Origin of the sequence: Streptomyces fulvoviolaceus (assembly GCF_000718165.1) — a bacterium.
Taxonomy (GTDB): Bacteria; Actinomycetota; Actinomycetes; order Streptomycetales; family Streptomycetaceae; genus Streptomyces; species Streptomyces fulvoviolaceus.
The window spans coordinates 15584-42541 of the sequence record NZ_JOEY01000031.1 but is presented as its reverse complement, the minus strand read 5'-3'; the positions used below and the strand labels follow the sequence as shown (position 1 = coordinate 42541).

At 70.8% G+C, this 26958-nt stretch carries 24 protein-coding genes; 16 read left to right on the top strand and 8 right to left on the bottom strand.

The features are described 5' to 3' along the window. Positions 1–84: 84 nt before the first annotated feature. The 3 genes from IG08_RS0130885 to IG08_RS0130875 form a co-directional block, all read right to left on the bottom strand. Positions 85–753, bottom strand: coding sequence for a response regulator (locus IG08_RS0130885; protein ID WP_030609764.1), 669 nt, complete (start codon positions 751–753; stop codon positions 85–87). Then, on the bottom strand, positions 750–1913 hold the full coding sequence (locus IG08_RS0130880; RefSeq protein ID WP_030609761.1) for a sensor histidine kinase: 1164 nt from the start codon (positions 1911–1913) through the stop codon (positions 750–752). The genes IG08_RS0130885 and IG08_RS0130880 overlap by 4 nt, the downstream gene beginning before the upstream one ends. Positions 1914–2087: 174 nt before the next feature. Beyond that, positions 2088–2729, bottom strand: coding sequence for a hypothetical protein (locus IG08_RS0130875; protein ID WP_030609758.1), 642 nt, complete (start codon positions 2727–2729; stop codon positions 2088–2090). A 153-nt stretch (positions 2730–2882) separates the two neighbouring features. On the opposite strand from IG08_RS0130875, the gene IG08_RS0130870 reads away from it, so the two are divergent. From IG08_RS0130870 to IG08_RS0130825, 10 genes are all read left to right on the top strand, one after another. Next, a complete protein-coding gene (locus IG08_RS0130870; protein ID WP_030609755.1) occupies positions 2883–3719 on the top strand; it encodes a hypothetical protein in 837 nt (278 codons plus the stop codon). Between the two features lie 150 nt (positions 3720–3869). Then, entirely contained in the window at positions 3870–5063 is a 1194-nt protein-coding gene (locus tag IG08_RS0130865) for an ROK family transcriptional regulator (RefSeq protein WP_030609753.1), read from the top strand. 61 nt (positions 5064–5124) lie between these two features. Continuing rightward, positions 5125–6456 (top strand): ABC transporter substrate-binding protein, encoded by a 1332-nt coding sequence (locus IG08_RS0130860; RefSeq protein ID WP_030609750.1) that lies wholly within the window; start codon positions 5125–5127, stop codon positions 6454–6456. Between the two features lie 2 nt (positions 6457–6458). Beyond that, complete coding sequence (locus IG08_RS0130855) at positions 6459–7427, top strand: carbohydrate ABC transporter permease (RefSeq protein ID WP_030609747.1); 969 nt, start codon at positions 6459–6461, stop codon at positions 7425–7427. A gap of 2 nt (positions 7428–7429) precedes the next feature. Continuing rightward, positions 7430–8323: a carbohydrate ABC transporter permease gene (locus tag IG08_RS0130850; RefSeq protein ID WP_030609744.1), complete on the top strand. Its 894-nt coding sequence runs from the start codon at positions 7430–7432 to the stop codon at positions 8321–8323. Positions 8324–8330: 7 nt separating this feature from the next. Then, positions 8331–9596: a 6-phospho-beta-glucosidase gene (locus IG08_RS0130845; protein ID WP_030609742.1), complete on the top strand. Its 1266-nt coding sequence runs from the start codon at positions 8331–8333 to the stop codon at positions 9594–9596. Then, entirely contained in the window at positions 9587–10558 is a 972-nt protein-coding gene (locus IG08_RS0130840) for an N-acetylglucosamine kinase (RefSeq protein WP_030609738.1), read from the top strand. Before IG08_RS0130845 ends, IG08_RS0130840 begins: the two co-directional genes overlap by 10 nt. A gap of 237 nt (positions 10559–10795) precedes the next feature. Further along, positions 10796–12190: a hypothetical protein gene (locus tag IG08_RS0130835; RefSeq protein WP_030609735.1), complete on the top strand. Its 1395-nt coding sequence runs from the start codon at positions 10796–10798 to the stop codon at positions 12188–12190. Positions 12191–12204: 14 nt separating this feature from the next. Beyond that, positions 12205–13266 carry a glutamate ABC transporter substrate-binding protein gene (locus IG08_RS0130830; RefSeq protein ID WP_030609732.1) on the top strand — a complete coding sequence of 354 codons (1062 nt, stop codon included), beginning with the start codon at positions 12205–12207 and terminating at the stop codon, positions 13264–13266. A 60-nt stretch (positions 13267–13326) separates the two neighbouring features. Then, the gene (locus IG08_RS0130825) at positions 13327–14658 is read left to right on the top strand and encodes a coiled-coil domain-containing protein (RefSeq protein ID WP_030609728.1); all 1332 of its coding nucleotides are present in this window, start codon (positions 13327–13329) and stop codon (positions 14656–14658) included. Positions 14659–14694: 36 nt separating this feature from the next. On the opposite strand, the gene IG08_RS63115 is transcribed toward IG08_RS0130825, so the two are convergent. Next, positions 14695–14979 (bottom strand): hypothetical protein, encoded by a 285-nt coding sequence (locus IG08_RS63115; protein WP_420823296.1) that lies wholly within the window; start codon positions 14977–14979, stop codon positions 14695–14697. A 10-nt stretch (positions 14980–14989) separates the two neighbouring features. Here IG08_RS63115 and IG08_RS0130820 point away from each other — a divergent pair, with 10 nt between their 5' ends. The 4 genes from IG08_RS0130820 to IG08_RS0130805 all read left to right on the top strand — a co-directional run bounded on the left by IG08_RS0130820 (position 14990) and on the right by IG08_RS0130805 (position 21557). Next, complete coding sequence (locus IG08_RS0130820) at positions 14990–17239, top strand: serine/threonine-protein kinase (protein ID WP_420823295.1); 2250 nt, start codon at positions 14990–14992, stop codon at positions 17237–17239. Then, a complete protein-coding gene (locus IG08_RS0130815) occupies positions 17240–18577 on the top strand; it encodes a protein phosphatase 2C domain-containing protein (RefSeq protein ID WP_030609724.1) in 1338 nt (445 codons plus the stop codon). It begins immediately after the preceding gene. A gap of 100 nt (positions 18578–18677) precedes the next feature. After that, positions 18678–20024 carry a vWA domain-containing protein gene (locus tag IG08_RS0130810; protein ID WP_030609722.1) on the top strand — a complete coding sequence of 449 codons (1347 nt, stop codon included), beginning with the start codon at positions 18678–18680 and terminating at the stop codon, positions 20022–20024. 48 nt (positions 20025–20072) lie between these two features. Further along, on the top strand, positions 20073–21557 hold the full coding sequence (locus IG08_RS0130805) for an FHA domain-containing protein (RefSeq protein WP_030609719.1): 1485 nt from the start codon (positions 20073–20075) through the stop codon (positions 21555–21557). 9 nt (positions 21558–21566) lie between these two features. On the opposite strand, the gene IG08_RS0130800 is transcribed toward IG08_RS0130805, so the two are convergent. Then, complete coding sequence (locus IG08_RS0130800) at positions 21567–22562, bottom strand: methyltransferase domain-containing protein (RefSeq protein ID WP_030609716.1); 996 nt, start codon at positions 22560–22562, stop codon at positions 21567–21569. Between the two features lie 46 nt (positions 22563–22608). Further along, positions 22609–24585 carry a zinc ribbon domain-containing protein gene (locus tag IG08_RS54580; protein WP_043455656.1) on the bottom strand — a complete coding sequence of 659 codons (1977 nt, stop codon included), beginning with the start codon at positions 24583–24585 and terminating at the stop codon, positions 22609–22611. 224 nt (positions 24586–24809) lie between these two features. On the opposite strand from IG08_RS54580, the gene IG08_RS0130790 reads away from it, so the two are divergent. Together IG08_RS0130790 and IG08_RS0130785 are read left to right on the top strand one after the other, a co-directional pair. After that, a complete protein-coding gene (locus IG08_RS0130790) occupies positions 24810–25010 on the top strand; it encodes a hypothetical protein (RefSeq protein ID WP_030609708.1) in 201 nt (66 codons plus the stop codon). A gap of 77 nt (positions 25011–25087) precedes the next feature. Further along, positions 25088–25636, top strand: a complete 549-nt coding sequence (locus IG08_RS0130785) for a hypothetical protein (protein WP_030609705.1) — start codon at positions 25088–25090, stop codon at positions 25634–25636. An 11-nt stretch (positions 25637–25647) separates the two neighbouring features. On the opposite strand, the gene IG08_RS0130780 is transcribed toward IG08_RS0130785, so the two are convergent. Beyond that, a complete protein-coding gene (locus IG08_RS0130780) occupies positions 25648–25860 on the bottom strand; it encodes a hypothetical protein (RefSeq protein WP_158812298.1) in 213 nt (70 codons plus the stop codon). A 204-nt stretch (positions 25861–26064) separates the two neighbouring features. After that, a complete protein-coding gene (locus IG08_RS0130775; protein WP_078655818.1) occupies positions 26065–26943 on the bottom strand; it encodes a PIN domain-containing protein in 879 nt (292 codons plus the stop codon). Between the last annotated feature and the right edge of the window lie 15 nt (positions 26944–26958).

Here is a 26958-nt window from a genome sequence, read left to right as displayed (position 1 = left end):
GCGGATGCAGGCCGCCGCCGCGTCGTACCCCAGGGGTACTGCGGGGCATACGGCCGATGGTCCGCCGTCCGCCCGCCGGCCGGCCTATTCCGCCAGCCAGCCGGGGCTGACCATTCCGGACTCGTACGCCAGCACCACGACCTGCGACCTGTCCCGCGCCCCCAGCTTCGACAGGATCCGGCTGACATGGGTCTTCGCCGTCGACGGTGACAGCACCAGCCGCGCCGCGATCTCGTCGTTCGTGAGCCCCGCGGCCACCAACTGCATGACCTCACGCTCCCGTTCGGTGAGGACATCGAGCCGGGGATCGGGCTCCGGGCCCTTCACCCGGCCCGCGAACTCGGCGATGAGCCGCCGGGTGACCGACGGACTGATCAGGGCATCGCCCCGGGCGGCGACCCGCACCGCCTGCAGCAGTTCCTCCGGCTCGGTGTCCTTCACCAGAAAGCCCGTCGCCCCGGCGCGCAGCGCCCCGTACACGTAGTCGTCCAGATCGAAGGTCGTCAGGATGACCACCTTGACCGACGCCAGCCGCTCATCCCCGGCGATCTCCCGGGAGGCTTCCAGACCGTCCATCCCCGGCATCCGGATGTCCATCAGGACCACGTCCGGCCCGAGCTCGCGGCAGGCGGAGACCGCGGCCTGTCCGTCCGCGGCCTCTCCCACCACCTCGATGTCGTCCTGGTCCTCCAGGATCGACCGGAACCCGGCCCGGACGAGCCGCTGGTCGTCCGCCAGCAGGACCCTGATCATCGGTCACTCCGCTCCGTCGGCTCTCCAGTGGTCCCGTACGGTAGCCGGGCCCGCACCGCGAATCCGCCCTCCGGCCGCGGGCCCGCCGTCAGCTCGCCGCCCAGGGCCCGCGCCCGCTCTGTCATGCCGGTGATCCCGCTGCCGCCACCCGCCCCGGCCGGGCGGGCCGCCGCACCCCGGCCGTCGTCCTCGACGGTCAGGGCCAACTCCCCTTTCCCGTAGGCGAGTCGGACCGTGACCTGTCCGGCGCCGCTGTGCCTGGCGGCGTTGGTCAGCGACTCCTGCACGATCCGGTACGCGGCCAGGTCGACCGGGGCGGACAGTGAGCGTTCAGCCCCCGTCCGCTCGATCCGCACCGACAGCCCCGCCAGCTTCGCGGAGGCCACCAGCTCGTCCGCCCGGGCCAGCCCCGGCGCGGGTGCCGTGGGCGCCTGCTCGTCGACGCGGCGGAGCACGCCGAGGGTGGCCCGGAGCTCCCGCAGGGTCTCCCGGCTGCTCGCCTTGATCGCGCCGAGCGCCTCCTCGGCCTGGGCAGGGTCCTTCTTCAGCCGGTACAGCGCCGCGCCCGCCTGCACGTTGATCATCGAAATGTTGTGTCCGATCACATCGTGCAGCTCGCGGGCGATGCGCAGTCGCTCCTCGGTGGCCCGCAGCCGCGCCTCCTCCTCGGCGAAGGCCACCCTGCTGTGCCGCACGCTGCCGAGGGCCACGACGGCGACCAGCCAGCCGGTGAGCATGAACACCGCTGTGCCGTTGACATCACTGCTGCCCGCGAGCGTGCCCGCGGCCATACCGATCACCATGGCCGCGGCCATGCCGATGGCCGCCCGCATCCGGCCCTGGGCCGCGAGGGCGTACAACGCCACGATCGGAACGATGATCAGCGGGCCGTCGATATCGCTCAGCAGGTAGTAGGCGCCCGTGGCCAGCACCGTGAACCAGCCCGCCGTCACCGGATACCGGCGCCGGAACAGCAGCGCCCCGCACACCGCCGTGATCAACAGCCAGGACGCGATCTGCGAGGGCACCGAGTCCCCGCCATGGTTCAGCCGCTGCCCCTCGGCACCGAGCGCCACCACCACGAACACCCCGCCGGCCAGCACGGCGTCGGCGCGGGCACCACGGGGCAGCCGGAAACGGGTCTGGTCGCATGGGGGCACGCGTCCATTCTGCCCGCGACGGCGATCAAAGGAGGACGGAGCCATCAGCGATGTGCGCCCGTGAGTTCGGGTCGGTCACGGCGTGCGGGCTCGCGCCGGCGCAGGCGTTGCAGGCATCGGCCGGCTGCCGGGTTCGGCCGTGAACTGCCGGGACGAGGAGGGCTGTTGACGCCCTCAGCTCCGCCCGCAGGCCAAGTCGTAGGCATCCTGGATCCAGGTCTCCCCCAGTGACGCGCCGCCTTCCTTCACGGGGTCCCGGCCGCACTGCAATGAGGCGCCGCTGCCGCCGCCGTACGCCGTGACGCTGCCGTAGACGGGGGTGGCGTCGGATCCGGGGCAGTCGACGGTGAAGGCGGCGCGGAGGACGCGGGCGCTCCGCGCGGAGACGAAGCGGCCGGCTCCGTCGTGGTCGACTTCCACGCCACCCTTCGGCGCCTGCTCGGCCAGCGCCTTCTCGCTCGTCTTCATGACGAACGACGTGTCGTAGTCATGGCGCTCGGCGAACGACGCGAAGACGCGCCGGGCAGGGACACTGCCGTCACTCACGTCGACCCGTGGTGCGAAAGTCCGCACGGTGACGAGGGGGAACAGGACCTCGCCGTCCGTCTCGCGGACCCGGACGGCCGGGGAGACCGCGATCAGCTCCCTCTCCTTCGTCGTCCTGCCCCACCGTATGACCCCGTCCGCACACGAAGACGCGCTCGGGGACGCCGACTTCCCGGTCCGCGCCTCCGCCCGCGCACCGCCCGCGTCACACGCCCCCACCGCCACGCACACCAGCAGCGCGAGCCAGGCCGGCCGTACCGTCGCCCCCACCCGAACTCCCCGCCCACCAGCGCCGAAACTCTCATCGTCTTCACACGATGATCGCATTCCGGGCACGTCTGTGATCGTCTAGGGTCACCTTCACAGCGGGCCCTTGTTCTGGAGCTCAACGCCCAGGGGCCCGCTTCGAATGTGGGGAAACACATGAGGAAGCTCGCCATAGGCACCGCCCTGTCCGGTGCCCTGGCTCTGACCGGTCTGGTCGCGCCCGCCGCCTCGGCGGCCGAGTCGACGGGCCTGGTCTTCACCGACGTCACGGTGAACAGCGGCAAGGCCATCGTCGTCGGCACCACCGCCACCGTGAAGGTTCCGGTGACGTACACACTGACCCGGCCGGCCGACCTGACGATCGACTACGAGAACACCTTCGCGGGCGTCATGCTCTACCGCGGCACGCTCGACTCGATGGAGAACGAGATCGAGCCCGAGAGCGCGCCCAGCTGCACCACGACCGCGACGACGGACACCACGGTGACCGAGGCGTGCACGGAGACGCTGAACATCGACCCGCGGGACTACCTGTACGAGGCCGCGGACGCCGGCACCTGGAAGGCGGGCGGCTTCTACTGCCACCTCGACCAGGACACCGACGCCTCCGACGAGCACATCAGCTTCGACTACGGCTTCGAGGCGTGGGGCGGCCTCGGCACGGCCAGGATCCAGCGTGCCGCCAAGCTCACCGTCAACGCGTCGCCCGAGCCGGTGAAGAAGGGCAGGACCATCACGGTCACCGGCACCCTGACCCGGGCCAACTGGGCGACGGGCACGTACTCCGGCTACACCTCGCAGTCGGTCACGCTGCAGTTCAAGGCCAAGGGCGCGGACACCTACAGCACCGTCAAGACGGTCACCTCCGGCACCGGCGGCGCCCTCAAGACGACGACCAAGGCCACCAAGGACGGTTCCTACCGCTACGTCTTCGCGGGTACGTCCACCACCGCCGCGAAGTCGGCGACCGGCGACTACGTCGACGTGAAGTAACGCCGGACCCCTACCGCCGCCCCCGCAGGTAACGACTCTGTTGCCTGCGGGGGCGTTTTGTTCGTCCCCTCTTGACGGCCCGGTGGTCCAGACCTATGTTCCCTGCATCCGATAGGAAACCTTCCTAACAGTGCGGGGAGAGAGGTAGACATGGCAGGCACCCCACGCGTTCTGCGCGCCATGAACGACCGGGCCGCCCTGGACCTCCTCCTGGAGCACGGGCCGCTCTCCCGCACCCGGATCGGCAAGCTCACCGGCCTCTCGAAGCCGACCGCTTCGCAGCTGCTGGCCCGCCTGGAGGCCTCGGGACTCGTCCTCGCCACCGGCACCAGCGAAGGCCGGCCCGGCCCCAACGCCCAGCTGTACGAGGTGAATCCGGCCGCCGCGTACGCCGCGGGGCTCGACGTCACCCCCGAGCGCATCCTCGCCGCCGTCGCCGACATCACCGGCCGCACGGTGGGGACGTACGAACTCCCGACCCCAGGAAGGCGGCCCACCCAGCCCGTCGTCCAACAGGTCACCGACGCCCTCGACGGTGCGGTGAAGGCCGCGGGGCTCGCCCGCGGCGACGTCCACCGGCTCGTCCTCGGCACACCCGGCGCCTTCGACCCCAACACGGGCCGACTGCGCTACGCCTCCCACCTCCCGGGCTGGCACACCCCGACCCTCCTCGACGACCTCGCCGCCGCCCTGCCGATGCCGGTGGAGTACGAGAACGACGTCAACCTCGTCGCCGTGGCCGAGCAGCGGCTCGGGGCGGCCCGGGGGCACGAGGACTTCGTGCTGCTGTGGAACGAAGGCGGACTCGGTGCCGCCCTCGTCCTCGGCGGACGGCTGCACCGCGGCTGGACCGGCGGCGCGGGAGAGGTGGGTTTCCTGCCGGTCCCGGGCGCGCCCCTGGTCCGCCAGGTGACCAAAGCCAACAGTGGCGGCTTCCAGGAGCTGGCGGGCTCGCAGGCCATCCCGCAGCTCGCCCGCAAGCTCGGCATCCAGGGGATCCCCTCGGGGCCGTACGCCGAAGTGGCCGCCGCCCTTGTCGAGCGGGCCGCCTCCGAGGACACCGCCCCGCACCGGCTCCTCCTGGAGACCTACGCGACCCACCTCGCCACCGGTCTCGCCTCCCTCGTCTCCGTCCTCGACCCCGAACTCGTCGTCCTCAGCGGCGCCTCGCTCGCCTCGGGCGGCGAGCCGCTGCGGGCCCTCGTCCAGGCAGAACTGGAAGAGCTGGCCGCCTCCCGGCCCCGGCTCGTCGTCGGCGACGTCCGTGAACACCCCGTGCTGCGCGGCGCGTTGGAGAGCGCGCTCGCGGCCACCCGCGACGAGGTCTTCGACACCTCGCGCTGAGCCCACCCCCCTCGCCCCTGCCCCCTCACCACCCCCTGCCCTGCCCTAGGGAGATCCAGCCATGCCCACAGCTGCCCGAAACGCGGCTTTCGCCCTCATAGCCTCCGCCGCTCTCCTCACCACCGCCTGTACCGGCCAGTCGAGTTCCGGCGCCGACGACGACGCCTCGAAAGAGACGACCATCAACTTCTGGCACGCCTGGAGCGCGCCCGCCGAGGTGAAGGCCGTCAAGTCGCTGGTCGCCGGCTTCGAGAAGGCGCACCCCAACATCCACGTCAACGTCGTCGGCAACATGACCGACGACAAGATCAACCAGGCGCTGCGCGCGGGCGGTTCGAAGGCGCCCGACGTGATCTCGTCCTTCACCACCAGCGGCGTCGGCAAGTTCTGCTCGTCGGGCGCGCTCGTCGACCTCAACCCCCTCTTCGAGAAGTCGGGCATCGACCCGGAGGCGACCTTCCCGAAGGCGATGAACGAGTACACCCAGTTCGACGGCAACCGCTGCTCCGTGCCGCTGCTGGGCGACGCGTACGGCCTCTACTACAACAAGACGGCGTTCGAGAAGGCCGGCATCACCACCCCGCCCAAGACCTGGTCCGAATTCGAGGCCGACGCCAAGAAGTTGACGATCACTCAGGGCAGCTCGTACAAGCAGCTCGGCTTCATGCCGAACTACCACGGCTGGGAGTCCACCACCGAGCACTACCTCGGACAGTTCTCGCCGACGTACTTCGACAAGGACGGCAAGTCGACCGTCGCGACGGACCCGGCCGTCACCGCCGGCTTCACCCTGCAGAAGAAGCTCGTCGACGAACTCGGCGGCTACAAGAAGCTGGAAACCTTCCGTGCCACCCTCGGCGACGAGTGGGGCCCCAAGCACCCCTTCCAGACCGGCCAGGTCGCCATGCAGCTCGACGGTGAGTGGCGCCTGGGCATGGCCGTGGACGCCAAGACCGACTTCGAGATCGGCGTCGCCCCGCTGCCCGTCCCCGACGACCAGGCCGACCAGTACGGGAAGGGCTACATCACCGGCACCATCGCCGGCATCGCCGCCACCAGCACGAAGCAGAACGCGGCCTGGGAGCTGGTGAAGTACATGACCACGGACACCGACGCGGTCGTCTCCTTCTCCAACGCCATCCACAACGTGCCGTCCACGCTCGCCGCCCTCAAGTCCCCGAAGCTGAAGTACGACCCGCGCTTCAAGACGTTCCTCGAGATCGCCTCGAACCCGAACTCGACCTCGGCCCCCGCGTCGATCAATGGCGGCGTGTACCTCGCCACGCTCCAGAACTTCGGCTACGAGTACGAGAGCGGCAAGGCCACCGACCTGCAGAAGGGCCTTCAGGAGACGGCCAAGCAGATCGACACGGACATCGCGCAGGCGAAGTGACGATGAGCACCATCACGTTGGCGTCGAAGCGCCGCCGGTCTGGCCTCGCTGCGAAGCAGCGGAAACAAGCACTGCGGAACCTCGCCTTCATGTCGCCCTGGCTGATCGGCTTCGCGGTCTTCTTCGCGTACCCGATGATCTCGACGGTCTACTTCTCGTTCATGCACTACGACGGCTTCAAGCCGCCGACCTGGAGCGGAACGAAGAACTGGACGTACGTCTTCGAGCACTACCCCTACTTCTGGCCCGCCCTGCGCAACACCCTGTGGCTGGTCGTCATCATGGTCACCCTCCGGGTCCTCTTCGGTCTCGGCATCGGCCTCCTGATCACCAAGATCAAGACGGGCACGGGTGTCTTCCGCACCCTCTTCTACCTGCCCTACCTCGCCCCGCCCGTGGCGGCCACCATGGCCTTCGCGTTTCTGTTGAACCCCGGTACGGGCCCGGTCAACTCGATCCTGGAGAAGATCGGCATCCCGGCGCCCGGCTGGTTCAACGACCCCACCTGGTCCAAGCCGGCCCTCACCCTCCTCGCCCTGTGGGGCATCGGCGACCTGATGGTCATCTTCATGGCCGCGCTGCTCGACGTGCCGAAAGAGCAGTACGAGGCCGCCGAGTTGGACGGGGCGTCGGCCTGGCAGCGGTTCCGGTTCGTCACGCTGCCGAACATCTCGCCCATCGTGATGTTCGCCGTCGTCACGGGCGTGATCCAGACCATGCAGTACTACACACAGCCACTCATCGCCGGAAAGGTCGCCTCGGGTGTGATCCAGGGCGCGGGCACGCAGTTCGAGCCCGGCTATCCGGAGAAGTCCACGCTCACCCTCCCCCAGCTCGTCTACAACCTCGGCTTCCAGCGCTTCGACTACGGCTCCGCGTGTGTCGTCGCCCTCGTCCTCTTCGCCCTGTCGATGCTGTTCACCGCGTTCCTGATGCGGCGCCGGGGCGGTCTCATCCAGGCAGGTGACTGACCATGACTCAAGTACTGGACAGGCCGGTGGAGTTGAAGACCTCGGCCTCGCCCGCCGAACGGACCGCCCGCCGTAAGGCGTTCCTGGAGTGGGTCGCGATCCACTCCCTCGGCATCGCCGCCGCGCTCTTCTTCACGCTCCCCTTCGTGTTCGTGTTCCTGACCTCGCTGATGAGCGACTCCCAGGCCCTCAGCCGAGATCTGATCCCACACACCTGGGAGTGGGCCAACTACAAGAAGGTCTTCGACACTCCGGGCTTCCTGACCTGGTGGAAGAACACGCTGATCTACGCCGGTCTCGGCACCGTCCTGACCGTCGTGTCGTCGATCCCGGTCGCGTACGCACTCGCCAAGTTCCGCTTCCGGGGCCGCAACCTGTCCCTGATGCTGGTGATCGCGATGATGATGCTGCCCCCGCAGGTGGTCGTCATCCCGATGTACCTGTTCTGGGCGAAGCAGCTGGACCTGTCCGGCACGCTGTGGCCGATGATCATCCCGATGGCGTTCGGCGACGCGTTCTCCATCTTCCTGCTGCGCCAGTTCCTGATGACCATCCCGAACGAGTACCTGGACGCGGCGAAGGTCGACGGCTGCGGCGACCTGCGCACGCTGCTCAAGGTCGTCCTGCCCATGGCCAAGCCGGGCATCGCCGCCGTCGCCCTCTTCCAGTTCTTCTACGCCTGGAACGACTACTTCGGGCCGCAGATCTACGCCTCGGAGAACCCGGGTGCCTGGACCCTGTCCTACGGCCTGGAGTCGTTCAAGGGCATGCACCACACCGACTGGAACCTCACCATGGCCGCGACCGTGCTGGTCATGGCCCCCGTGATCCTCGTGTTCTTCTTCGCCCAGAGGGCGTTCGTCGAGGGCGTCACGCTCACCGGAGTGAAGGGTTGAACTCCATATGAAACTCACCGTGGTCGGCGGAGGCTCGACCTACACCCCCGAACTCATCGACGGCTTCGCGCGCCTGAGGGACAGCCTGCCCGTCGAGGAGCTGGTCCTCGTCGACCCGGCGGCCGAGCGGCTGGAGCTGGTGGGCGGGCTGGCCCGCCGTATCTTCGCCAAGCAGGGTCACCAGGGCCGGATCTCGGTCACCGACGACCTGGACGCGGGCGTCGACGGCGCCGACGCGGTCCTGCTGCAACTCCGCGTCGGCGGTCAGGCCGCCCGCGAGCAGGACGAGACCTGGCCCCTGGAGTGCGGCTGCGTCGGCCAGGAGACGACCGGTGCGGGGGGCCTGGCCAAGGCACTGCGGACGGTTCCGGTGGTCCTCGACATCGCGGAACGGGTCCGCCGTACGAATCCGGACGCCTGGATCATCGACTTCACCAACCCGGTCGGGATCGTGACGCGTGCCCTGCTGCAGGCCGGCCACAAGGCGGTCGGGCTGTGCAACGTGGCGATCGGCTTCCAGCGGAAGTTCGCGGGCCTGCTCGGCGTGACGCCCTCCGAGGTCCACCTGGACCACGTGGGCCTCAACCACCTCACCTGGGAGACCGGCGTACGGCTGGGCGGTCCCGAGGGCGAGGACGTGCTGCCCGAGCTGCTCGCGGAGCACGGCGAGGCGATCGCCGCCGACCTGCGGGTGCCGCGCGCCCTGGTGGACCGCCTCGGGGTGGTCCCGTCGTACTACCTGCGCTACTTCTACGCGCACGACGAGGTCGTACGGGAGCTGCGCACCAAGCCGTCCCGGGCGGCCGAGGTCGCCGAGATGGAACGGGAGTTGCTGAAGATGTACGGCGATCCCGAGCTGGACGAGAAGCCGGAGCTGCTCGCCAAGCGGGGCGGGGCCTACTACTCGGAGGCGGCGGTCGACCTGGCCGCCGGGCTGCTGGGCGGAGGGGGGAGCCCGTACCAGGTGGTGAACACCTACAACCGGGGGACGCTGCCCTTCCTGCCCGACGACGCGGTGATCGAGGTGCAGGCGGCGGTGGGGCCGAAGGGCCCGACCCCGCTGTCGGTGCCGGCCGTGGATCCCCTGTTCGCGGGGCTGATGGCGAACGTGACGGCGTACGAGGACCTGGCTCTGGAGGCGGCGTTGCGCGGCGGCCGTGAGCGGGTGTTCAAGGCGCTGCTCGCGCACCCGCTGATCGGCCAGTACGAGTACGCCGACGCCCTCACCGACCGACTGATCGCACACAACCGGGAGCACCTCGCGTGGGCCTGACCGCATGTGTCCTCGCCGTCGACGCGGGCAACAGCAAGACCGACGTCGCGGTCGTGGCGGCCGACGGAAACGTCCTCGCCACGGCCCGCGGCGGCGGGTTCCGGCCCCCGGTGGTGGGCGTCGAGGCGGCGGTCGACAAGGTCGCCGACGCGGTCGGGCGGGCCTTCGCCGCGGCGGGGGTGACCTCGGTGGACCACGTCTCGGCCTGTCTGGCCAACGCCGACTTCCCCGTGGAGGAGGAGCAGTTGGCGGCCGCGCTGCACGCGCGCGCGTGGGGCGCGAGTGTGGAGGTCCGCAACGACACCTTCGCCATCCTGCGCGCGGGCGTCACCGAGCCGCGGGGTGTCGCCGTGGTGTGCGGCGCGGGCATCAACTGCGTCGGCATGCGCCCCGACGGCCACACCGCCCGCTTCCCCGCCCTCGGCCGTATCTCCGGTGACTGGGGCGGCGGCTGGGGCCTGGCGGAGGAGGCCCTGTGGCACGCGGCCCGCGCGGAGGACGGCCGCGGCGTTCCCACGGCCCTCGCGCACGCCCTGCCCGCCCACTTCGGCCTGTCCTCCATGTACGCCCTCATCGAGGCCCTGCACCTGGACCACGTGCCGACCGCCCGCCGCCACGAACTGACCCCGGTCCTGTTCACCACGGCGGCCGCCGGCGACCCCGTGGCCCGTTCGATCGTCGACCGCCTGGCCGACGAGGTGGTGACCATGGCGACCGTGGCACTGACCCGCCTCGACCTGCTGGACGAGGAGACACCGGTGCTGCTGGGCGGCGGCGTCCTGGCCGCGCGGCAGCCCCAACTGGACGATGGCGTACGGGAGTTGCTGGCGGTCCGCGCCCCCAAGGCCGTACCGCAGGTGGTGACGGCCCCTCCGGTGCTGGGGGCGGCGCTGCTGGGGCTGGACCGGACGGGTGCGGCCCCGGAGGTGCACGAGCGGGTACGGGCGTACTACGAGGGCTGACCTCACGGGAACCGAACAGATTCCAGCGGCGTATTGATGGGCAGGGGGTGGTGCGGGGCGCTGTCGTGCCGGTGTCGGTGCGCCGGTGCACTGCGATCCGATCAAGATCCAGCGAAGGCCGGTGCGGTTGTCAGTCCCGGCAGCGATACTTGTGGCGTTGGATGACCATGGGGGAGGTCAACAGTGACACAGCCGACGAAGAGCAGTGCGGCGCCACCGGGTTCCGGCGTGCCCACGATGCCGGTCGTGCCGCCGCAGGCGTCCGGGCCGGTGTCCGACCCGCCGCCCGGCGCGGCTCCCGCTCGCCGTACGGCCTTCGCCGAGGGCGTCGACCAGGTGCGCGCGGCCGCCACCACCGAGCCGGGGCGGCTGCGCATCATCGGCGCGCTGCTCGCCCTGCTGGTCGTCGCCTTCGGTGCCGTGACCGCCTGGCAGATGACGGACCGGGCCGCGGCCGCCGACGACGTGCTGAACAAGAGCCAGCCGCTCAGCAGCGCCGCGGCCGACATCTACCGCTCGCTCGCCGACGCCAACACCGCGGCCTCCAGCGGCTTCCTGGCCGGCGGCCAGGAGACGGCCGCCTCCCGCGAGCGGTACGAACAGGACATCGACAACGCCGCGGCCGGCCTGGTCCAGGCCGCCGCGAACTCCGACCCCGACTCCGCCGCGGCCAAGACCGTCACCAAGCTCAACCGGATGCTGCCGGAGTACAAGGGCCTGGTGGAGCGGGCCCGGACGTACAACCGCCAGGGCTTCCCGGTCGGTGGCGCCTACCTGCGCTACGCGAACGAGAAGATGCAGGAGGACATGCTCCCGGAGGCCGAGAACCTCTACAAGAGCGAGAACCAGCGGCTGCGCGCCGACTACGCGGACGCGACGCCCTACCCGTGGGCCGCGATCGCGCTCGGCGTCCTCGCGCTCGCCGGGCTCGCCTGGGCCCAGCACCGCAACTACCAGCGCACCAACCGGGTTCTCAACCACGGCCTGGTCGCCGCCACGGCGACGGCCACGGTGGTCCTGCTGTGGCTGGTCGTCGGCCACAGCGTCGCGCGCGCGGGCCTCAACGAGTCCTACAACCACGGCGTCCGCTCGCTGAACGTGCTGCACGACGCCCGCATCGCCTCCCTCAAGGCCCGCGGCAACGAGAACCTGACCCTGGTGGCCCGCGGCGCCGAGACGGTCACCGAGAAGAACGCCAAGGGCGAGGAAGTCACCTACGACGCCTACGACTTCGACTTCCAGAAGGACATGGACACCCTCGGCAAGGGCCTGGCGGAGGCCGAGAAGCTCGCCGACGACAGCACCGGCGAGAAGCCGGTCACGGCGGCCGTCGGCAACATGAAGGTGTGGAAGGAACGCCACGCCGCGGCTCGCAACGACGACGAGAACGGCAACTACGAAGCGGCGTTGCAGCGGGTCATCGGCTCCAAGGACGCGACCGGCGAGTGTTTCGACAGCGTCGACAAGAATCTCGACAACGCACTCAAGCACGAGAAGATCGAGTTCGAGCAGGCGGCCGGTGACGGCCTCGACGCGCTGACGGGACTGTCGGTGGGGGCCGCCCTCTTCGCCGTTCTGGGCGCGGCGGGCGCGGTACTGGGTATCGGGCGCAGGCTGTCGGAGTACCGGTGAGAGGGGGCGTGACGATGCGTGGACGACGTTTGCGGGCCAGTCTGAGGGGCTGGGGCGGTGTGGGTGCCATGGCGGTCGTCTGCGCCCTGGCCGCGGCCTTCGCGATGCTGCTGCCGCTGACGCAGCCGCACGGCGACGGCAGTACCGGCACCGGAGGGCCGGGCCTGACCCACGCCGCCCAGGTGGCGGCCGACGACCCCTGCACCGACCCGGCGATCCAGAACGCCCCGGAGAAGCAGACCCTGTCCCCGTCGAGCGCGGACGGGACGACGATCGACAAGATCAAGGCCCGCCAGGGCGACAAGCGCAAGCTGATCGTCGGCGTCGACCAGAACAGCTACCGCTGGGGCTACCGCAACCCCAACGGCGGCAAGAACGCCGACCTCGAGGGCTTCGACATCGACCTGGTGCACCGGATCGCCGAGGACATACTCGGCGACCCGAACGCGGTCCAGTTCAAGGCGGTCCCCACCAACCAGCGCATCCCCGCGATCCAGAAGGACCGCGTGGACATGGTGGTCCGCACGATGACGATCAACTGCGACCGCCTGTCCGACGTGGCCTTCTCCGCCCCGTACTTCAAGACGGGCCAGCAGGTCCTCGCCCCCAAGTCCTCCACCATCACGGGCTACAACGACACGCTCGCGAACAAGAAGATCTGCACGGCGGAAGGTTCGACGGCCTACACCAAGCTGGACGACGACAAGAAGGCGGGCAAGCTCGTCTCCTCCGCCGACATCTCCACGACCGTGCCCAACCAACTCGACTGCCTGGTACGGCTGCAGCTCGGCGAGGTCGACGCCGTGGTCACCGACGGCGCCCTCGCCGCGAGCCAGGCCGCACAGGACCCGACGGTCCAGCTCAAGGGCGAGCCCTTCACCACCGAGTACTACGGCGTGGCGATGAAGAAGGACGCCGACGATCTGGTACGCCGGGTCAACCAGATCCTGGTGGACTACCGCAAGGACACCACGGACGGCTGGCAGGCGTCGTACGACAAGTGGCTGTCGGCGACACTGGACAAGGACTCGACGCAGTCGGAGCCGCCCCCACCGGAGTATCTGCGCACGAGCTGACGGACCGGCAGTCAACCGGCCATCCACTATCCGGAACGAACCAGCAGCGAGAGGTGATCGATGGGCGTCACGGGACCCCCCGGGCCGGTGATGGACCGGGACGAGGTGGACCGTGCGCTGGCGCGGCTCGGCGCGGAGCACGAGGCGATCGAGACCTCGCTCCTCGCCCTGCAGGACCACGCGGGCCGCAGACTCCTCGAAGGCGCCGACCTCACCGGCACGACGAAGGAGCGCTGGACGTCCACCGAGGCGTCGATCACCCTGCTGTGGGCGTACTTCGACGCGTACTCCGACGCGCTGCGCGCCGCCCGGGAGATCCGCTCCCGGCGCCGCTGGTCCAGCCGCGAGGATCTGGTGGAGCTCACCGAGCTGCTGCGCGGCGACTCCGTCACCATCGCCGGCTCCGCGACCGCCACGGCCAACGCGCCGACGCTGCACGGTGGTTCGGGCAAGCTGAGCGAGCAGTTCTCGCTGGTCACGCTCGTGGAGCGGATGAACGAGTTGTACGCGATCTCGCTGGACATGGTCGTCGCCGCCGACGCGGTGTGGTCGGCGCTGCCCGCGCGGATCGATTTACTGGCCGCGGAGCTCCAGCGCACCCGGCAGCTCGCGCACTCGGCCGGTGTGCGTCCCGGTGAGCACCCGGCGGGCGACGACCTGGAGCGCATCACGCGCATACTGACGTCCCTGCGTGCGCAGGTGGTGTCCGATCCGCTGGCCTTCTGGGTGCCCGCGCAGGGGAGTTCGGCCCCGGGCGGCGGGAAGCCGGACACCTCGAAGTACGACCGGGAGGCGCGCGCCCTCGACGAGGTACGCCGGGAGATCGACGCCGTGCTGACCGTCCGGCAGGACGCGGAGGCACGGCTGGTGAAGTTGCGCGACGTACTCAGCCGCGCGGACCGCACGCTCGCCGAGGCACGCAGCGCGCGCGGCGAGGTCCTCGCGAAGATCGCCGCCACGGAGGTGCCGGTCGTCAGCGGCCCGCCGACCGTGCTGCAGGAGCAGCTGGCGACGGCCGCCGAGTACCGCAGACACGCCCAGTGGCACCGCCTCTCGCCACTCCTGGAGTCGCTGGAGGCGAAGGCGGAGGACGAACTGCTGCGCGCCCGCGAGTCGTTGAGCGAGGTCACCCAGCCGCTCGCGGTCCGCGCGGAGCTGCGCGGCCGTCTCGACGCGTACAAGGCGAAGGTCGCCCGGCACGGCCTCGCGGAGGACCCGTTCCTCATCGAGCGGTACGACGCGGCGCGGCGGATGCTGTGGAGCGCGCCCTGCGACCTGCGCGTCGCCGAACAGGCCGTGCTGCGTTTCCAGCACGCGGCCGCCGAACTGCTGGGCGCCCCGCGGGTTCCGCAGCAGGGTGGGCCGGAGGACCGGAGGGGACCCGGCGCATGAGTGACAAGGGGGAAGCGGCGTCATGAGCCAGACGAGTCAGGCAGAGCAGACCTGCCAGCGGCCCGACTGCGACGGGTCGTACGAAGACGTGGGCGGCGGCGAGCTGTACTGCGACACCTGCGGACTGGCCCCGGTCGTCTCCTCGACCGGCATGGTCGGATCCCCGCCCACCGGCATCACCGCCGGCGGCAGGGGCTCGCGGGGTTCGGGCAGCAGCAGTTCTCGTTCCAGCAGCCGCAGTTCGCGTACGACCTCGCAGTCGTCGAAGTCACGGCGCTCGGTGTCGGGACGCCTGTCGCGCGCGGTCTCGGGCAAGTCCACGAGCCGTTCGGTGTCGGTGCGCAGCTCCGGTTCGTCCGCCGGTTCGTCCGGCCGCGGCCGACTCGGCGTCGGCCTGGTCCAGGTGCCGGGGGTGCCGCGGCCCGATCCGCGCGAGATGGTCCTGGAGAACCCCGAGGTGCCCGAGCGGAAGCGGTTCTGCTCGCGCTCCGACTGCGGGGCGCAGGTGGGGCGTTCGCGCGGGGAGCGGCCCGGCCGCACCGAGGGTTTCTGCACCAAGTGCGGCCACCCGTACTCCTTCGTGCCGAAGCTGAAGTCCGGCGACGTCGTGCACGGGCAGTACGAGGTCGCGGGCTGTCTGGCGCACGGCGGCCTGGGCTGGGTCTACCTCGCCGTGGACCGCGCGGTGTCCGACCGCTGGGTGGTCCTCAAGGGCCTGCTGGACACCGGCGACCAGGACGCGATGGCCGCGGCGATCTCCGAGCGGCGCTTCCTGGCCGAGATCGAGCACGCCAACATCGTGCGGATCTACAACTTCGTGGAACACCTCGACCAGCGCACCGGCTCGCTCGACGGCTACATCGTCATGGAGTACGTCGGCGGCAAGTCCCTGAAGGAGATCGCCAACGACCGCCGTACGACCGGCGGCAAGCGCGACCCGCTGCCGGTGGAGCAGGCGTGCGCGTACGGCATCGAGGCCCTCGAGGCCCTCGGCCACCTGCACAGCCGCAACCTGCTGTACTGCGACTTCAAGGTCGACAACGCCATCCAGACCGAGGACCAGCTCAAGCTCATCGACATGGGCGCGGTGCGCAGGATGGACGACGAGGAGTCGGCCATCTACGGCACGGTCGGTTACCAGGCCCCGGAGGTCGCCGAGGTCGGCCCGTCGGTGGCGTCCGACCTGTACACGGTCGCCCGCACGCTCGCGGTCATGACCTTCGACTTCCAGGGCTACACGAACGTCTTCGTGGACTCCCTGCCCGACCCCGACAACATCGAGGTCTTCCGCCAGTACGAGTCCTTCTACCGGCTGTTGGTCCGCGCGACGGATCCCGACCCGGCCCGCCGCTTCGCCTCCGCTCAGGAGATGGCGGAGCAGCTGACCGGCGTACTGCGCGAGGTCGTGTCCCTGCAGACGGGCAAGGCCCGGCCTGCCCTCTCCACCCTCTTCGGCCCCGAAGTCCGGGTCACGGACACGGAGTTGTTCCCGAAGCTGGACGGTGAGGTGTCGCGGCTGGGGGCGCGGGTGGTGCGTACGGGACGCCGGGGCGCCGCTGTCGCCGAACTGCCCGTCGGCGCGGCCGCGACCGGTTCCAACGGCTCCAACGGCTCCAACGGCTTCGGTACGGCGAGCATCGTCAAGCCCGTCAACGCCCCCGCCGCCGCCCTCGCGCTTCCGGTGCCCCACGTCGACCCCTCCGACCCCAACGCCGGTTTCCTGGCCGGGCTGATGACGACCGCGGCGACCGAGCTGCTCGGAGCCATCGCGGCCGCACCGGCGCCGTCGACGGAGACCCGGCTGCGGCAGGTGCGGGCCTGGCTGGAGAACGGCGAGGCGCAGACCGCGCACGAGACGCTGCTCCGGCTGGAGGGCGAGCGGCCCGACGACTGGCGGGTCGTCTGGTACCGGGGCGTCGCCGCGCTGGTCACCGGCGACCACGAGGCCGCCGCCCTCGCCTTCGACGCGATCTACGACGCCTTCCCGGGCGAGCCCGCCCCCAAGCTGGCCCTCGGCCTGTGCGCGGAGGTGCTGGGGCAGCTCGACAACGGCGCCGAGTACTACCGCCTGGTGTGGTCGACCGACCCGAGCTATGTGAGCGCCGCGTTCGGCCTGGCGCGTGTGCAGCTCGCGACCGGGGACCGCCGTAGCGCCGTGGACACGCTGGAGTCGGTGCCGGAGTCCTCCATCCACTACACGGCCGCGCGCGTGGCGGCCGTCCGGGCGCGGCTGCGTCAACGCACCGCGGTCGCCTCCGACGTACCCTTCCTGGACGACCTGACCGCCGCCGCCGGGCAGGTCGAGGCGCTGGACGCATACGGTCTGGACCCGGCGCGCCGCGAGCAGTTGTCGGCGGAAGTCCTCGGTAGTGCGCTGGACTGGATACTCTCCGGTGGCCAGGGTTCCGCCCCTCCCGCCGCCGGAGGACGGGTGCTGCTCGGCAGCGGCCTGGACGAGCGGGGACTGCGTTTCGGACTGGAGCGCTCGTACCGCACGCTGGCCCGGCTCGCGCGCGGCGGCGAGGAGAGGATCGACCTGGTGGAACGTGCCAATCGTTACCGCCCCCGGACGTGGGTGTAGTTGATGTCGCAGATGCCCCAGCTGTCCGCGTGCCCGAGCTGCGAGGAGCCCCTCGAGTCGGGTGACCGTTACTGCGGTGCGTGCGGATACGACCTGTCCGCCGTGCCGGCACGGCCGGACGACAACCCGACGATCGCCATGAACGGCTCGGCGCCCCCACCCGCGGGCTCGGCCGGCGTGGACTGGCCCGGCGGCTCCGGCCTGCCCGGCCCCGTACACCTGCCGACGGATCTGCCGGGCACGGACTCGGGCGGCCACGAACTGCCGTCGGCCCTCCCGCAGTCGACGCCCACCGGCTCACCGGTCTCCCCCGTCTCCGGCGTCCGGTTCGACCGCCCTCCGGAGCCCGAGGAGTACCCGTTGCAGGCACCGGACCCGCGGGTGACCGCCGACCTCCCGACCCCGGCCGAGGGCACTGCACTGTCGGCGGTCTGCGTGGCCTGCCGGGCGGGCCGGGTCGACCAGGACGGCTACTGCGAGAACTGCGGGCACGCCCAGCCGCGCGAGCGCGACCACATGGAGCAGGAGGCCGGCCCGGCCGCCGCGGTCAGCGACCGTGGGCTGCGCCACCACCGCAACGAGGACGCGTTCGGCCTCGGCAACGCCGTACTGCCGGACGGCTCCCCCGCGATCGTGGCGATCGTCTGCGACGGCGTGTCCTCCGCGACCCGTCCCGACGACGCCTCGCTGGCCGCGTCCCGGGTGGCGAGCGAGTCCCTCCTGGCCGCCCTGCCGCACGGCACGCACCCGCAACAGGCGATGCACGAGGCGATCGTCGCCGCCTCGCACGCGGTCAACGCACTGGCCGAGGAGCCCGCCACGGCCCGCGAGCACGCCCCGCACCAGAACGCCCCCGCGTGCACCCTGGTCGGCGCGGTCGTGACACCGAGTCTGCTGGTCGTCGGCTGGGTCGGCGACAGCCGTGTCTACTGGGTCCCGGCGGACCGCAGTTCACCCCCGGCCCGGCTCACCGAGGACGACTCGTGGGCCGCGCAGATGGTCGCCGCGGGCCTGATGAACGAGGCGGAGGCGTACGCCGACGAGCGGGCCCACGCGATCACGGGCTGGCTCGGCGCGGACGCGTACGAACTGGAGCCGCACACCGCTTCCTTCAAACCGGACCGGCCTGGTGTGGTGGTGGTGTGCAGCGACGGCCTGTGGAACTACGCGGAGGCGGCCGAGGAGATGGCCGAGGCCCTGCCCCTCGACGCCGCCGTGCGCCCCCTGCACAGCGCCAGGGTTCTGCTCGGCCACGCCCTGGACGGCGGGGGCCACGACAACGTAACAGTGGCCGTCGTGCCGTTCCCGGCACCTCCGTTGGGGGCAGGATCGGCCTGAGGCCGTAAGAGAACGGGGAGGCGACGGACCGGAGGGGACCGGTCCGTCCACAGCCATCGCCTCGCGATTGCGGGGTGTTCCGAGGGGGATTTGAGTAGGTATGGCCAATTTCTCGAAGTCGAACGTGCCGCAGTTCTCGGTCGACGTCTACCAGAACGAGTACCTGCCGGAGGGCGGCCGCGAGGTCAGCGCGATCGTCACGGTGACCGCCAGCGGCGGCGGCACGATCGGAACCGCGGTCGCGTCGCCCCACCTCTACTCGCCGGGGCAGGGCCCGTCCGCGGCCGTGGCGATCATGGTCGACTGTTCGGGCTCGATGGACTACCCGCCGACCAAGATGCGCAACGCCCGCGACGCCACGTCCGCCGCGATCGACACCCTGCGCGACGGCGTGCACTTCGCGGTGATCGGCGGCACACACGTGGCGAAGGAGGTGTATCCCGGCAACGGCCACCTCGCGGTCGCCGACGCCACCACCCGCGACCAGGCCAAACAGGCCCTGCGCAGGCTCAGCGCCGGCGGCGGTACGGCCATCGGCACCTGGCTGCGCCTCGCCGACCGCCTGCTGTCCTCCGCGGACGTCGCCATCCGCCACGGCATCCTGCTCACCGACGGCCGCAACGAACACGAGTCGCCGGAGGACCTCAAGGCCTCCCTCGACGCGAGTGCCGGACGGTTCACCTGTGACGCCCGGGGCGTGGGCACCGACTGGGAAGTGAAAGAAGTCACAGGGATCGCCTCCGCCCTGCTCGGCACCGCCGACATCGTCGCCGACCCGGCCGGCCTCGCCGCCGACTTCACGCAGATGATGGAGACGGCGATGGGCAAGGAGGTCGCGGACGTCGCCCTGCGCCTGTGGACGCCGGTGGGCACCGCGGTGAAGTTCGTCAAGCAGGTCGCGCCCACCGTCGAGGAGCTCACCGACCGCCGCACCGAGGCCGGCCCGCGCGCCGGGGACTACCCCACCGGGTCCTGGGGAGACGAGTCCCGTGACTACCACGTCTGCGTCGAGGTCCCGGTCGCCAACATCGGCCAGGAGATGCTCGCCGCCCGGGTCTCCCTCGTCGTCCCGCAACCCGACGGCAGCACACAGAACCTGGGCGCCCAGGGCCTCGTACGGGCCGTGTGGACCGACGACATGGTGGCGTCGACGTCGATCAACCCCCAAGTCGCCCACTACACCGGCCAGGCAGAACTGGCACAAGTCATCCAACAAGGGCTCGATCTGCGTAAAGCGGGCGATATGGATGGAGCAACGGCCAAACTGGGCCGGGCCGTTCAGCTCGCGAGTGACTCAGGGAACGCCGATACCGCGAAACTGCTTGCGAAGGTGGTGGACGTGGTCGATGCCGCGACAGGTACTGTGCGGTTGAAGGCGAAGGTCGCGGAGGCCGACGAGATGACTCTCGAGACACGGTCCACAAAGACTGTTCGTGTAAAGAAGTGACCTAGTAGGACCCTAGTAGGACACCGAAGGAGAGGGGGAAGCGCCGACATGCCGACCTGCCCGAACGGACACCAGTCGGGTTCCGACGACTGGTGCGAGGTCTGCGGTCACCGCATGGCCGGTGCCGTGCCTCCGCCCCCTCCGCCGCCGCCCCCCGGCGGTGGCGGCTACGGCTTCCCGCCGCCTCCGGGCGCGCCCGGCCAGCCCGGCGGACATCCCGGCGGCCAGCCCGGTGGGCGTCCGCACCTGTCCGCCGTGCCGGATCACGAGCCGGAGCTGTGCCCGCAGTGCCGCACGCCCCGTGAGGGCGGTGCGCCGTTCTGCGAGGAGTGCCGGTGGAACTTCCTCACCAACACGGCGACCTCGTACACCCCGGCCGCGCCGCGCCCGCAGGCGCCCGGACCCGGCCTGCCCTCGCACTTCCAGCAGGGGCCGCCGCCGGGCCCGCCGCCCGGACCGTCCTACGGCGGCGGTGACTCGTACGAGTACCAGGGCTCGCGTCCCTCGCAGGTGAACCGTCCCGCCGAGCCGATCCCGCCGTTCGGCTCCGAGCCGTCGGGGCCCTCGGGTCAGGGCGGGCCGCCTTCCGGCTTCCCCGGCGATCCGTCGCGGCCGCCCGGTGGACCCGGTGCGCCGGGTGGGCCCGGTCCTTCCGGCTTCCCCGGAGACCCGTCCCGGCCCAATTTCGGTGCCGACCCCTCACACCCCGGGCAGCAGCCCGGTCCCTCCGGCTTCCCCGGAGACCCGTCCGGCTACCCCGGGAACCCCTCGCGTCCTGGTCCGCCCGGCCAGCCCAACTTCGGCGACCCCTCCCGCCCGGTTCCGCCGCCGCCCGGGCCGACCCCGCAGGCCGGGCCCGGTCATGGTCCCGGCCCCGGTGCCACGAGTGGCGGTCCGCAGGCGTTCCAGCAGCAGGGCGCGCCCGCCTACCCGCAGGAGCGCCAGCAGCCCGGCGGTCCGTCCTTCGGCGGCGGCACCGACGACTGGGTGATCTCCCCGCCGTCGTCCACCGCACCCGGCGGTCCCGGTGGCGGCCCGGGCGGCCCCGGCGGTGGCTACGGCTACCCCCAGCAGGGCTCCACCCAGGCCCCGCCCGCCCCGCCCGGCCCGTCCTTCCAGCAGGGCCCGGCGACCTGGATCGCGACGATCGGTCCGGACCGCGACTACTTCATGGCGATGATGCAGCGCTCGGGGCCCGAGGCCGCGGGCCTGAACCTGCCCGCGTACTCCCCCGAGCAGCAGCGCACGCTGACCGGCAACCAGGTCACCATCGGTCGCCGTCGGCACTCCACCGGCGACACCCCCGACGTCGACCTGTCGGTGCCGCCGGAGGACCCGGGCGTCTCGCACCAGCACGCGGTGCTGGTGCAGCAGCCGGACGGCTCCTGGGCGGTCGTCGACCAGAACTCGACGAACGGCACGACGGTCAACGGCGGCGAGGAGCCGATCCAGCCGTTCGTGCCGGTGCCGCTGCAGGACGGGGACCGGGTGCACGTGGGCGCCTGGACGACGATCACGGTTCGTCGGGGCTGATCCGCAGGTTCATCGGAGGGGCCAGGCATACGGCCCCTCCGGCTCGTCCAGCCACGCCCACTCGCTCTCTCCGCGGACCGTGATGCCGTAGCGCTCCCGCCGCGGTTGTCCCTCGCGCTCCCACAGTGCGTACGCCTCCTGCGGTTCGAGGCTGCCGTGGGTCAGGGCCAACAGGAAGCGGAACAGCTCGCTCTCCCGGGCCCGGCGCGGCACCCCGCCGAGGTGCGCGGGCTCGGCGTCGGACCGCTCGCTGCCGCGCAGCGGGACGAAGTAGGCGGGCGTGTGCAGGAAGCGTCCCTCGGCGTGGCCGGTGTCCTGCCCCGTGTCGTGCACGGTCAGGGCGATCAGGCCGGTGGCGAGCGGGGTCAGGATGCGCGCGCCGGGGCGGCACTGGGCGAGCCAGGCGCGCGGGATCGAGGGCAGGGTGCAGGTGGCGATGATCCGGTCGAAGGGGGCGCGTTCCGGAACCCCGCGGGCTCCGTCGCCGGTGACGACGACGGGGCGGTAGCCGGCGGCGGCCAGATGCCTCCGTGCCGCCTCGGTGATGTCCGTATCCAGGTCGATGGTGGTGACGAGGTCGTCGTTCCCGAGCCGGTGGGCGAGCAGGGCCGCGTTGTAGCCCGTGCCCGCGCCGATCTCCAGGACTCGGTCGCCGTCCCGCACCCGCAGTTCGGTCAGCATCATCGCCATGAGCGAGGGCTGGCTGCTGGAGGAGACCAGCTCGCCGTCGCGCAGCCGGGTGGCCAGCGGGGCGTCGACGTACGCCCCACGCACCCAGGCTTCGCGCGTGCGCGGGTCGGCGCTCTCGCCCCACCGCCGCTCATGGCCGCCCATGACGCCGACGTAGTAGTACGGCACGAACAGGTGCCGCGGCACCTGTTCGAAGGCCTCCCGCCACACCGGGTCGGCGGCCCAGGCCCCGCTCGCGTCGATCTCCCGCACCAGCGCCGCCCGTGCCGAGGCGGCGAGGGCGTCCAGGTCCTTGTCCAGAGCGTGCGCGCTCATACGTCCACTGTGCACCCTCTGCAGGCGTGGTCCTAAGCGTCTCTGATCAGTTCAGCGATCCCATGCAAGACGTAGCGTCTGGCATGGAGTGTGCCCATCGTGGCGGGGTGGCGTGGGCGTGCAGGTGGAATCCTGCGCCCAGTGCCGCTCCTCGTGGCCGGTGACCGGTGGTGGGTGTGCTGATCGTCGTCACGCCCTGATGCCGGTGGGCTGCGCGGGGCAGCCACCTCCGGCCCGTAGATGCGTGCCCCTCCGGACGCTTGCCCGCCGGACCCGAAGGGCCGGTGGGGGAGGGTGCCCTGCGTCGCCTGGGCGCCGGGCGTGTGGAACGAGGCCGGGTGGGTCCGGTCTTGGACCGGTCCCTCCGGCTGGTTTTCGTGGTGGTCGGGGTGACCACGGCTTTGGTTTCGAGCTCGTCCACCACCGAGCGGATCACCATGGAACCGTCGGTACGGTCCACCACAGTCTTCGTCTGGTGGGTCAGGCCGCGTGCGGCGATACGCTGCCACGCCCCGGTGTCGCGGTCGCCCTGCCAGCCGCAATCCGGGTTGGGGCAGATGGCCCATTTCCAGCCGGGTGCGGTGGGTCGGTCGGGGGCTTTGCGGTGCCGTAGCGGAACGAGACAGCGCGGGCAGTGCCGGGACGTGCCCCGGGCTGGGACGGCCACCACGGCGATACCGGTTTCAGCGGCCAGGTGCCGCATCCGTTCCACAACCTTGCCGCGTACCTGCTGGGACAGGCGGGTGTTCAGGGTGCGGCTCATGCCCCGTGCCTCCATCGAGCGGAGGTCCTCGACGTAGATCACGCTCGCGCCTGCGGTGATGGCCTGGTCGACCGCCCAGCGGGCCGCAGCCCACGCCAGGGCGTCGTTGAGGTTGGAGCGGCGGCCGGAGACGTACCGGATCTCCTCGGCGAGCACATGCTGTCTGCCCGTCAACGGATGCTGCGCATCCCCGGCCATGAGGCGCTCGTAGTGGCCGGTCTTGGCGTGCAGGTGCTCGCTCTCGCGCCGCAGCCGGTGCTGTTTGGCCAGCACACCGGCCGCGCGGAACATGCTCCCGGCGCCAAGAGCGCTGATCTTGCCGTTATCGTGCAGCCGGACCGCGCCCGCGCTGAGCAGCGTGTTCAGGCCCCAGTCCACACCGAGGGCGACAGCGTGCCCACTGCGCCGGGCCGTGGGCACGGCATGGGTGTAGGCCAGATCGGCCCGCACCCGGCCCTGGTGGACGCGGAGCGTGGGCAGGTGCAGCACCGCGCCGGGCGGGATCGTGGGCGGGAGCGTGATGGGGCAGGCCACCCAGGCCCAGTCCTGGTAGGAGCGCGGGTCCGGGCGCACGGGCAGCTGCAGCCGCAGCAGCGCCCGGCCCGGATCGTCACCGCGTGCGATCGACGCCTGCTGCCCGTCACAAGCCGACAGCAGCAGCATCCGCGCGCCGTGGGGTGCGGCCTCCAGCTCGAACACGTCGGCCGGCCGTCGGCCGTGCCTCTTGACGTAGGCGACGACCTGCCGGGTACGGGAGTTGATGACGCTGGAGGGCAGGTGCCGCCCGTCGGGGACGGCCTCACGGACGGCGTCCCACTCGCCCGGGGTACGCCTGCCCGGCTCGGCAGGCCAGGTCTTGATGACTCCGGCGGTCAGGTCGGTCCGCCACTTCACCGACCGCAAGGTGCGCCCGGCCTGCTCCTGGGCCATGCGCACGATCCGGTCGTTGACGCGGATACCCGCGGCCGGTGCGGCTGCCCAGCCGAGACGCCGCAGTGCCATCCATGCGTTGGACGGCAGCGACTGGCCCCCGGCGTCCACCCCGGAGGCGAGCCTGTCCACGTCGGCGTCATTCCAGTGCGTGGCCAGCAGCTCGGTGGCCATGCCGTTCACCAGATCGGCAGCCCAGCCGACCCGTTGCGTCAGCGCAGCGGTCGGCAGCACCTCGCCCGTCTTCTCCACCACACCCGCACGTAGCGAACCACGGGCACAGGCGGTACGGGCCGTCTCGCCCTCACCAAGCGGTAGCTTTCGGCTCACCGCTGCCCCCTTCCCCGCCCGTGGTCCTGTCATCCGATCAACGACACCCTTACGAAAAGGTCACACATTCGATCTACGCATTCGCATACGACACCGACAACGCCGGTACCGGACACCCGGCATGACACTGACGGAGACGACGCATCGCAACACTCGTGCGCGGGCTGCCCGAGGGCGTACGGCGAGGCCATCGCCGACCACCTCGTACGGGCGGGTCTGAGCCGATGGGCGACATCGATGCGATCGCCTCCACGCAGCGACGGCGGGTGCTGGCCGTGGTCCGGACGTTCCCGGAACTCACAGGGACGGAGCTACTCGCCGTGACGGATTCGGCGTACGTGCGGAGCTGGCTGTCGACGGTGCTGCGGTTGCCGCGTGAGTGCCATCAGGCGCGTGTGGAGGACGGGCGGTACTACGCCACCTGACCTGGGGTGGCCCTTTGCCGGCTCGACTTCTTTAAAATCAGCCTCCGCCGCAGTGCGCAGCCGTCACAATCCCGTGCATGACACTCGCCGACTGGCTCAAGTTCACGCCCGGTTGGCTGGCCTTCCTATGGGCCGTCGGCAACGGCGTGTGGAAGGGGTGGTGGGTACGCCGTCATCACCTCGCCCTGGGTCCTGAGGCTGAGGAATTGCGCACGCAACTCACCGAGTTCCGCGCCCTCCTGGAAGAGGTGGCGTCCGGAGGCGTCCGCTCGGACTGGTTCATGCATAAGGACCGGCGAGAAGCCGCCCGGGCCCTGCGGGACTCCGCCGAACGCCGAGGTGACGCGGCGCTCAAGCTGGCCATGACACGCGTAGCCGACACATGGGACAGGATCTTCGCGCTCGCGCCTCCGCCCCGGGTCATGTTCAGGTATGCGTATGACGTGCGCGAGACCCGAAGCGGTGCGAGCACGGTCGCCCGACGGCGGGAAGAGGCTCTCCGCGACGCAGGTGACATTGAGCGGGTTCAGAAGATGGCCGCCCTGGCACACGAAGCACTGCTCGACGTGCAGACAGCGCTGTCCCGCCTGGTCGAGCTGGAGCGACGCACTGTCGGCCGAGGGTAGCCCCCTCAGCGCTACTGCGCGTCGTAGGCGATCGCATCGGGGTTGGTCTTGAGCCAGTGGTCACAGACCGTCCATCTGACGCGCGGGCTACCCTCGTCCCGCAGGATCACTTCGGCCACGAGGTCCCGGCTACAGGACGTCCGGCCGTGCGCGCTGCACAAGGTTCCGTCACGCTGCGGCTGCGGCCTGTCCCACTGCTCGATGCTCACGATCTCGGACTTCATGGCGGGACACGGTAGCCGGGACACGAGCGGACAGGACAACATCCCGGACACGTCCCGGGCCACTGGACAGGGCACTATCCCGCCCGGACAGGACGGCGGGTGCCGGACACAGGACGAGTTGTGTCCGGCCTGGCCAGTCCGTGGCTGTCCGGGCGGGTGTCAGCTCGGGGCACCCGAGTGCGCGCTCCGGTGGCCGGGTTCGACCTACTGCGGCGGCACCTCGTCGAGAACCGTGCCTTTCTTTCTGTGCTCCTCCGGCAAGCGCACTACCTTCAGGCCCAGTTGATTGGCGCGCAGGCGCATGCCGACGTCATCGGTCAACACCCGGGCTCCCGTGTCCGGGTGGAGGTTGTCCAGGTCGGCGGCGCAGCGCAGGATCGACAAGTCAGCGTCACCACCACGGTCATCGGTGCCTACCCACGCCTCCAGCGTGACGCCTTCGCGCAGACTCACGGGCTGCCCGGGCTGGCTGTCCCTGAAAATGCGCTCCAGGTAGCGGATGGCGGTGGCGGCCTTCCTCGCGAGGTCGCCTTGGCCGTACTTCTGCTTGTCCAGTTCGTCGATCACCCGCAGCGGAACCACAAGCCGGGTCAGCGGGATCTTCTCGTCCCGGGCCTTGAAGACGTCGCGCCACCGAATGTCGCCGGGCTGCTGCCAGTGGTTGAGCATGTTGGTGTCGTAGACGACGGGCAGACCAGGCCGGGCTACGAGCTTCTTCAACTCGTCCAGTTCGGCGCGCGCTTGCTCCAGGAGCTTTACCTGGTTCTCGATCTCAGTGGTGAGCGCCTGGTTCTCCGCACGCTGGGCTCGCATCACGATCCGTGCCACGTCAGGGTCATAGATGACGCCGAGCTCTGGACGTCCACCACCGATCGGCAGCAGGTTCCAGTAAGCCGTGGAGTGCAGGCCGGCAGCGAGATCCGGGGCGGCGAAGGCCTGTTTGAGCGTGGGGTAGGTGTCATGGATTGCATCGGTGTAGGCACGGTAGAGGTCTTGCACGCCACGCGCGTTGCCCCACGTCGTCTCCGCACGGCGCAGCACGTCGTCGGCGTAGTCCAGGGTGATCCCCGGGTTCAATCTCATGCAGAGATCCTGACA